General features: G+C 46.4%; 7 protein-coding genes and 1 CRISPR repeat array. Of the genes, 1 reads left to right on the top strand and 6 read right to left on the bottom strand.

The window, feature by feature from the left end; all coding sequences use genetic code 11:
• The coding region (locus ACFORK_RS20495; RefSeq protein WP_379202409.1) for an IS3 family transposase at positions 1-860 on the top strand (860 nt) is incomplete at its 5' end.
• A 168-nt stretch (positions 861-1,028) separates the two neighbouring features.
• Positions 1,029-2,912: a CRISPR direct-repeat array (repeat unit 32 nt; unit sequence ATTTCAATCCACGCTCCCGCGTGGGGAGCGAC).
• 168 nt (positions 2,913-3,080) lie between these two features.
• Here the strand turns inward: ACFORK_RS20495 and cas2 are convergent.
• Genes cas2 through cas5c form a run of 6 tightly spaced genes read right to left on the bottom strand, consistent with a single transcriptional unit; the run spans position 3,081 to position 8,555 of the window.
• Positions 3,081-3,371: a CRISPR-associated endonuclease Cas2 gene (gene cas2 / locus ACFORK_RS20490; RefSeq protein ID WP_379202434.1), complete on the bottom strand. Its 291-nt coding sequence runs from the start codon at positions 3,369-3,371 to the stop codon at positions 3,081-3,083.
• A 9-nt stretch (positions 3,372-3,380) separates the two neighbouring features.
• Positions 3,381-4,412, bottom strand: a complete 1,032-nt coding sequence (gene cas1c / locus ACFORK_RS20485) for a type I-C CRISPR-associated endonuclease Cas1c (protein ID WP_379202407.1) — start codon at positions 4,410-4,412, stop codon at positions 3,381-3,383.
• Complete coding sequence (cas4, locus tag ACFORK_RS20480) at positions 4,409-5,065, bottom strand: CRISPR-associated protein Cas4 (RefSeq protein WP_379202405.1); 657 nt, start codon at positions 5,063-5,065, stop codon at positions 4,409-4,411. The genes cas1c and cas4 overlap by 4 nt, the downstream gene beginning before the upstream one ends.
• Positions 5,055-5,918, bottom strand: a complete 864-nt coding sequence (cas7c, locus tag ACFORK_RS20475) for a type I-C CRISPR-associated protein Cas7/Csd2 (protein ID WP_379202403.1) — start codon at positions 5,916-5,918, stop codon at positions 5,055-5,057. The genes cas4 and cas7c overlap by 11 nt, the downstream gene beginning before the upstream one ends.
• 16 nt (positions 5,919-5,934) lie before the next feature.
• A complete protein-coding gene (gene cas8c, locus ACFORK_RS20470; RefSeq protein WP_379202401.1) occupies positions 5,935-7,839 on the bottom strand; it encodes a type I-C CRISPR-associated protein Cas8c/Csd1 in 1,905 nt (634 codons plus the stop codon).
• Positions 7,836-8,555, bottom strand: coding sequence for a type I-C CRISPR-associated protein Cas5c (gene cas5c / locus ACFORK_RS20465; protein WP_379202399.1), 720 nt, complete (start codon positions 8,553-8,555; stop codon positions 7,836-7,838). The genes cas8c and cas5c overlap by 4 nt, the downstream gene beginning before the upstream one ends.
• Between the last annotated feature and the right edge of the window lies 1 nt (position 8,556).

Here is an 8,556-nt window from a genome sequence, read left to right as displayed (position 1 = left end):
AGAATCATCGCTCCGAGTTTCGCTTGGAGAAGATGTGCGATACCTTACACGTGTCAAGGAGCGGTTACTATAAGTGGCGGATGGGAAAAACCAGCGCACAGAAACGTCGCAAAGCAGCGATCATGGAGCGAATCCAGTATCATTTTACGGATCATAAGATGCGGTATGGAAGTCCGAAAATCACCCGTCTGTTGCACCAAGAAGGCTATACCGTGACTGAACGCACGGTGAGTGTATACATGCGGCAAATGAGGCTTCGCTCCGTCGTGTCTAAATCTTACCGCGTACAGACGACGAACTCTAAACATAATAACCCGATCGCTCCCAACACGCTGAATCAAGTGTTTAAAGTGCTCAAACCCAATAAAGTATGGGTCACGGACATCACATACATCCCTTGCCGGGGAGGCCGGTTGTACCTGGCCAGCGTCATGGATTTATGTACGCGCGAAATCGTAGGCTGGCGGTTGTACGACCATATGGAGACCAGTCTGGTTCTGGACGCCCTTCGGGCTGCTTACGCAGCGAAGCGACCAGGCAAAGAGCTCTTGCACCACTCCGACCGAGGTTCTCAATATACTTCTAAGGATTACGTCGAGCAACTGAAAACCTACGAGATGGAATCCAGCATGAGTCGCAAAGGAAACTGTTACGATAACGCCTGCATCGAGTCTTGGCACAGTATTTTAAAGAAAGAGCTCATTTACTGTAATCCTCGTTTCAAAAACAAGGAAGAGGCTTACAATGCCATTTTTCAGTACATTGAATTTTACTACAACCGCAAACGAATGCACGGTGCGTTAGGGTATCTCTCTCCCGCTCGCTTTGCACAGCAATTTACTAAAAAATCCGTTGCGTGACTGTCCACTTTCTTGACAGAGGTCCATATTTCCCGTTATTACTCAGTGGTCTTGGTGTCTCTCATCCATCCATTTGGTTACGGGATGAAGTGATTTCTCTGGCAGTATTTATGCTTCATATAGGGAGCGACTGTAAGTCACCTATTGGGTTTATATTATATATATGTTATTTAAATCCACACTCCCGCATAGGGAGCGACCACGATCAGCTGCAGGTAAGAGCGCTGCGCTTCGAATTTCAATCCACGCTCCCGCGTAAGGAGCGACATACCTTGTATACCACCCTGCTCTACCGGGATACCAATTTCAATCCACGCTCCCGCGTAGGGAGCGACATCCAACCGTACCGAGTACACCAACAAAGCCAGAAGATTTCAATCCACGCTCCCGCGTAGGGAGCGACAATATTCCTGTCGTGTGCTTACCGCGCTGAGCAATTTTAATCCACGCTCCCGCGTAGGGAGCGACAAGTTATACCAACTATATTCAACACTCTAGTGATCATTTCAATCCACGCTCCCGCGTAGGGAGCGACCGGTCAGATCCACGCTCATAGGGTCAGTGATAACATTTCAATCCACGCTCCCGCGTGGGGAGCGACATATGACTCAGCATGAGATAGGCAAGAAATACAAATTTCAATCCACGCTCCCGCGTGGGGAGCGACTTGATGAATGAAATGAAGAAAGGCGTAGCTGAACTATTTCAATCCACGCTCCCGCGTGGGGAGCGACAATAAATCAATGAAGGTACGACTATGTATAGTAAATTTCAATCCACGCTCCCGCGTGGGGAGCGACCTCTTAAGAGTGTCGAATACATTTCTGATCCATCATTTCAATCCACGCTCCCGCGTGGGGAGCGACATTACATCGTTCCGTCGATTCGTTCGGGGGAACTTATTTCAATCCACGCTCCCGCGTGGGGAGCGACATCAACTCGCCCATGTATTATCACCTCCTTGTGATTTCAATCCACGCTCCCGCGTGGGGAGCGACCACCGCTTGGCGCTTCTATAGTGGTATTCGTGATATTTCAATCCACGCTCCCGCGTGGGGAGCGACGCCCCTAGATACGCCGCTAAGCGAGAGCAGGCCAATTTCAATCCACGCTCCCGCGTGGGGAGCGACGGATATCGGAATATTCTGATCAAACTGGATATTCTATTTCAATCCACGCTCCCGCGTGGGGAGCGACCATTACTGGGCTGATGGACAATCCTGTCTGCTCAAATTTCAATCCACGCTCCCGCGTGGGGAGCGACGATTTCCAATCTGACTCTTTTCTATCTCCCTAATGATTTCAATCCACGCTCCCGCGTGGGGAGCGACCAAAACTCCTCCTCCGTTTGATTAATGCTCCATATTTCAATCCACGCTCCCGCGTGGGGAGCGACCCCGCAAGCCTGAGTTGATACCCAAAAGATACATATTTCAATCCACGCTCCCGCGTGGGGAGCGACCGAAATCATGGCGGACAGAAAGCGTAAGCGTACGATTTCAATCCACGCTCCCGCGTGGGGAGCGACTAATCGTAGGGATTTCGTCAAACCTCCAGTACGATTTCAATCCACGCTCCCGCGTGGGGAGCGACTAAACGTCCGAAAACAACTATTTTCTGCTATCTATTTCAATCCACGCTCCCGCGTGGGGAGCGACAGCCTTAGATAATGGTACCTTTATCACAAACCCGATTTCAATCCACGCTCCCGCGTGGGGAGCGACATAATCCTTGAGTGCCTGGCATCGTTGGACTAGTATTTCAATCCACGCTCCCGCGTGGGGAGCGACGACATATTTACTGGCACCCTGAAATGAGATTTAATTTCAATCCACGCTCCCGCGTGGGGAGCGACCTCTAAAGGCTTCTAAGGCTGCGGGGGTTATGAATTTCAATCCACGCTCCCGCGTGGGGAGCGACCCTCGCTACAGCGGTAAGATTGGTGGGAGACTCAAATTTCAATCCACGCTCCCGCGTGGGGAGCGACGACTACGTGGATATACAGTGCGGTTAGAGATTCATTTCAATCCACGCTCCCGCGTGGGGAGCGACAGCGATTTTTACCCATAAAAAAGGGTAATTGACCTTTTTATGGGTAAAAATCCCCTATTCTTCTCAAAGGAAACACCTTAGACTCTGTTTCTTCAATATTTTTATACAAATAATGTAATAAATTTGGTGCGGAGGACCCGGGGATTTTATGGGAGCTTCACATTCGCACTAGAGAATCAGGGGCCCTTCGAGATCGAGAGACTCCTTAATCCCTACATGTTCAACTTTATTTTTATGGTTGTTACCCAGCTGATAAAATCGCAAACTGTCTTCTGTTTCATCAATGATATTCTTCAGTTTAATCTTTAGTTCAGCAAACTGTGTCGCATCAACGACACATTCAAATACGGAATGTTGGACTCGCTGCCCGTAATTCTGGCAGACTTTGGCGACTCTTCGCAATCGGCTTTGGCCTCCACTACTGGATGTTTTCACATCATAAGTAATTAATACCAGCAAATCGTACACCTACTTCCATAAAAAAGGAGGATACTCGTCCAGGTCATTCCGCAAATGACGAGCCAACAGCAATGCCTGCGCGTGCGGGACGAGCCCCCAAGTTATTTTCTCCCCCAAATAAGGATGAGTAAGGCTCTCTTGCTTCTTGGTCTGCCACGCAGTGAGAAATTTCTTTCGAGCTTCATCAGTCATGATGACAACTCCGTTCTCTTTTTTCACAAAATCCTCTTTACGCACCAGCTTCTTATTAATCAGTGAAAGCACAAACTTATCTGCGACAATCCCTCGCAATTCCTCCATCAAATCCAGAGCTAGCGATGCCCGGCCCGGTCTGTCCCGGTGCAGAAAGCCTACGTAGGCATCCAGCCCCACAGCCTCCAGCGCTGAAGCAGTATCATGAGCCAGTAGAGTATAGGCCAAAGACAACATAGCATTCACACTGTCCAGCGGCGGTCTCCGGGAGCGGGAGTGAAAATAGAAATCTTCTTTCTGCTGTAAAATCATCTGATCAAACATTCGGTTATAGCTAACCGCAGCTTGTCCTTCCAATCCTCGCAAACGGTCGAGCTCTTCACAAGCCCTCACCTCAAGCATAATAGAAGATAAATGGCCCGAAGTCTCCTTAAATTGCTCAACATCAATGCGCAAGGGATAATCACGGGTCATCCGCTCCAGCATCCATTTGTGATTGTAGATTTTACCTATAATAAAATTCCGGGCGATCCGTGCAGACGACTGCTCATCCTCTGAGAGAAGATACTGTTTTTTTCTCAGCACTACATTCCCTTTGCTTGGCCCAATCACTCTGGCAAGGAATCTTCCGTTCATCGTCAAGAACATCAGCGATATGTTCCGCTCCGCACAATAACCCATCAAGGCTGGACTCGCCCCGACATAGCCAAAAGCGACAATCGACTCTAGGTTATGTAGAGGCATCCTGCCAAGCTTCTCTTCGTCCTTCAGAAGGACGATATTATCTCCATCGAGCGACAAATAGACCGAGGGTTGGGTGATATATAACGTATTCTGAAGTTTTTTCATTCCTTGATTTTCCCTTCAACATAACTTTTTACGGTCTGTTTATTCATTAACTTGGGCAAACAAATATGCTGAAGTAAGCAACTCTGGCAAAAAGGACCCGTTTTCACTTTAGGAGTATGTCTACGACGGTAGTAGTCTTGCATCTCCTCCACAATCGCCTTAACCCTATATTTGAGATCCGGGGTAAGCTGTATTTCAATTCTGTGTTTGATCTCATTGTAAAAAATATATCCTGTCGGTATATCACACAGCAGCATTTCTTCCAAACACATCGCTTGTGCGGCCAATTGCAAAATATCTTCTTCATTGACCTTGGGCTTGCCCCGTTTGTATTCGACCGGGAAGGCAAGGTATTTGCCTTCAGCACCATTGATGGGGACACCTGCGTCATCTTTTACGAACTCTACTACATCACATATACCCGATATATTCAGTTCTCCCGATCTAACCGGCATCGCACGGACAACAAGCTTATCTCCCCGCTTCTCCCTTGTAAAAGGCTGATCCGCGTTGCGATGCAGATGCTGTCCTTCAACGGTCTTCACATTCTCTTCCCATTGTTGTTCGATATGAATTAATGCCCATTGGCGTTTGCAAAATTGAAAATGCTGTATTCCGGAGAGCATTAATGCTTCGTCTTCATTATAGTCCATTTAGTTCTTCGGCTTTTAAGCCTTCCAGCGGATATAGTTCAATGGAAAAATCCTCAATACGTTTAGGCTCCTCAACCTTTGCCTTTACCTGAAGTGCTCGATGTACTTTTGCGGAAGAATACTGCCCCAGTTTGGAACTGTGTTCCCACCAGTACAACTTATGTATCTCCATGCTGCCATCTGGTCTTGCCGAAGACACATCATTTTCGAATAAGGTTCGCAACGCCTCCTTGATCTTGCCAGCATCCTCATTAGTAAATCCGGTTTTTTCAGCCAATTGGGTATTGATGCTGCCATAGAACACATAGACTCCAAAATCCACACGGTGCTTCATTCCCATCGTATCTGATCCCCGGTCTTTTCCCGGTTCAGAGTTCACACTTTTGGTGATTTGCAGACTTGTGATATCAATTGGGCTAACACTCGTTGCGGTATGAATGGATACCGGGCCTCTGACACCGACAGATACGCTAGAACCTTTACTATCTGCTTTAAAAGCAAATACTTGGCCAAAGCTGCGCACATCAAGCCACTCCTGGCAGGCAATGGTGGCGAATTCATCATTAGAACTAGCTTTCGCCTTGAAGATTCTTTCCAATTCGGAATTAGCTTCTGCACGCTCTCTCAAACTATTAAAAGAATCGGACTTTCGATCATTAGACTGCACGAAAATAGCTTCACCCATATCTTGTAGACGATTTCTGATTTTCCGCTTCAACGCCACATCCGAAATCTCTCCATAGCCATCATAGTTCTGGCGCGGACGGTTACCATTCAACGGATCGCCATTGGGATTAGCCTTAGTTACAGACAGTACAACAGCAAAATCAATTTTATGATCCAATGTAGTCATTATTCATTTCTCCTTTTTAGTTAGAAGTTTCTTCAGACTCTTTAGATTCTTTGTTCTTGTCTTTGCCTTTGTATAACTCATGCCGCTGGCTATAAAAACCGAGCAAATATTTACCTGATAACGCGGTATTATTGAAGGTTTCTGTTGTGAATTTTGATGCAACTTCATCTATCAAACTAGAGTAATAGGTAGCTTTCGCACCCAATCTCGCCTGATGCGGCTGTAATGCAGCCTGGATAATTCCCCAAGTTCTCTCTGGATATCTGGAGAAGGAATTCATATACCTGATAGCATTAGTGGATCTTTTCTCATCGGCATCTAATGCCCTTCTTTCCAACACATCAGCTATTGCCAACAATCGCCCAAATAAGTAGCTTCGGTCCAGGTTCTCTGTTTCCAGTGGCATACCAAATCTCTCCTTTTTGTTAATCAAGGCACAAGTAATACTGAGCGTCTTCTCCCATTCCCATTTCTCCATTCCGACAGGATTGGAAGCCCTATGAATAGCACTTCTAACAATATCCTCGGGGATGGTACGGCCATCTACGATGCAGGGAAGCATTCGCTCCATAAGTCCTTTGATAACCTTATCGTTAGCGTTAGGACCGTAGGCGGCAAAAGCAATATCCTTGGTGGACGGCGCCCCGTAGAACAGCACTGTCTCTCCTTGCTCATTTTTACGGTAACGATGCATCCAGGCACAGGTTGAATGCCATTCGATAAGCTTGTCCAGATATAAATTCTTATCCATATTACGATAATAGAGAACAGCTAGGCGTCCGGTAGTCGCAGAATCAAGCACCAGAATATTGACATCCGATTTATCTTCTGTGTGAAGACTATTGCGGTATCCGCTCAATGCTTTTGCAACTTCTCGTGCGAATACCTCATTGGTATCGTTGATTCTTTTAGTTATAGCCTCAGCTTCCGGGTTAAGATTGAAGAAATCCTCTGTTGGATCAGGAATATTAAGGTCATTGTTACCCCAAACAAGAAACACGCGTTGATCAATGATCTTTGCCTGACGGTTAATTAGCCATTTCAAGGCATTATGCGCTTTCTGCGAAACCTCATAACTGATGCTGGCTGCATCACTGCTCTGGGTAAAACGTCCTCGGAAGGTAAAACCACTATTATCGTTAGCTGAAATAAGCTTAGCCTTATCTCCTGCATTTCGGATTTTATTGGCGTGTCTGTCCGTGCTAGGAAGCAGTTTGCCTGATACATAACAGTAGTCGTATGCTCCAAGCTGGTGACTGTAGAACCGTACAAAAGAATCATAGACCTCGGGATCTTTCCACACACTCTTCGTCGTCCGGTTAGGTGAATGAACATTAAACCGTATAAATGCACTTTCCTGTTCACCGGCGATCAGCGAAAAGAGCTTAGGCTTCTCTCCATGCTGGTCTTCATATTTCTTGTCCCACTTTTCAATTAGCCGCTCATTCTCATCTAGGAATAGTACCTTTGCTTCTACCAGATCTTGAATTAATCTGCGCTTGCTCAGATAGCTGTAGATACTCTTGACCTTTGCACAGGCGTAAGCGGAATTTGCCCATTCTTCAAGATTTTTGATATAGGCAGCAAAAGGTTCTTCCTTCTTAATCTTTCCGCCATAGGCGACAAAATCGCCAGCTACATAGCTTAATTTATCATGCAGGGGATACGGAGCAACCTTAGATCCCGCGCGACTGGCGGATTCTTCTGTACAAGGAATCAGTGTACTTATATCCTCTTTAGGTATCACATCAGCTGAATGAAATTCGCCATCCTCTGTGATTTCCACAACGATATGCGCATTTTGGGTGGTATGAGAGACAGGCAGCAGGGTGTATTCACGTTCATTATTTTTCCGCTCTATAATACCTACACGGTCCAGATTGGACTCATAAGTCTCGTATAAGTTCAGCAACCAACTCATGCGTTTTCCTCCAATTCCAGCTCTGCCAGTAGTTCATCTGCGGATTGGACATTATTCTCGTTGAACTGCTTGGGTTGCATGTCTGAAATTGTACGTACCTGCGTACATTCCTCCGGTCGGATAAAACGGATAACCCCATCCCTCATCACCGGATTCCACAACCTTACCTCCATCTGCGCTCTTCCAGTTTCATCAGGATAATTGATACCATGAACCATGTTGCCCAGGTGAATCTCACCATAGTTATCATAAAATCCAGGCTCTTCACCGAAGACACAAGGTTCTACATAGGCCTGACATTCCCTCGCCCCAAGAAAGATATCTCTACGGCCGCCGACATTTAAAGAACGCTTCAAAATGTTGTGATGCTTGTGTTCGTTGCGGTCATGCTCTAACTCTGGACGGTTCATATTAAATTCAAAGTGGGCGCGAACCTCGTAGCATACATCCTTCAGGTAAGTATAGTTGGCCAGTGTGTTTCCCCCGCCGTATTCAATCGGACGGATTCCTTTGGATTCCATCCGAATTGCTTTAACAATCCGAACCTCATCTACTACGAACAAAAGGGTCGGTTTCCAGTAGATAGCTTCAACAATCCCTTTTAACGCCTGATAAGTTGGTACACTGTACGTTAACTTCTCCCCTCCTAATTTGGTTAGTGGGTCTGTGAAAAGAGCATAGTTTCCATACACTTTAAATTCGATTCCATTTCTCATT

The sequence above is a fragment of the Paenibacillus sp. GCM10012306 genome (genome assembly GCF_042649265.1).
Classification (GTDB): domain Bacteria; phylum Bacillota; class Bacilli; order Paenibacillales; family Paenibacillaceae; genus Paenibacillus_AQ.
The sequence above is the reverse complement of the archived record's forward strand: the minus strand, read 5'-3'. Positions and strand labels throughout refer to the sequence as shown.

Coding starts and splice junctions, on each gene's coding strand:
- cas1c (WP_379202407.1), bottom strand. CDS start 4,412: ATGAAAAAACTTCAGAATACGTTATATATCACCCAACCCTCGGTCTAT.
- cas4 (WP_379202405.1), bottom strand. CDS start 5,065: ATGGACTATAATGAAGACGAAGCATTAATGCTCTCCGGAATACAGCAT.
- cas7c (WP_379202403.1), bottom strand. CDS start 5,918: ATGACTACATTGGATCATAAAATTGATTTTGCTGTTGTACTGTCTGTA.
- cas8c (WP_379202401.1), bottom strand. CDS start 7,839: ATGAGTTGGTTGCTGAACTTATACGAGACTTATGAGTCCAATCTGGAC.
- cas5c (WP_379202399.1), bottom strand. CDS start 8,555: ATGAGAAATGGAATCGAATTTAAAGTGTATGGAAACTATGCTCTTTTC.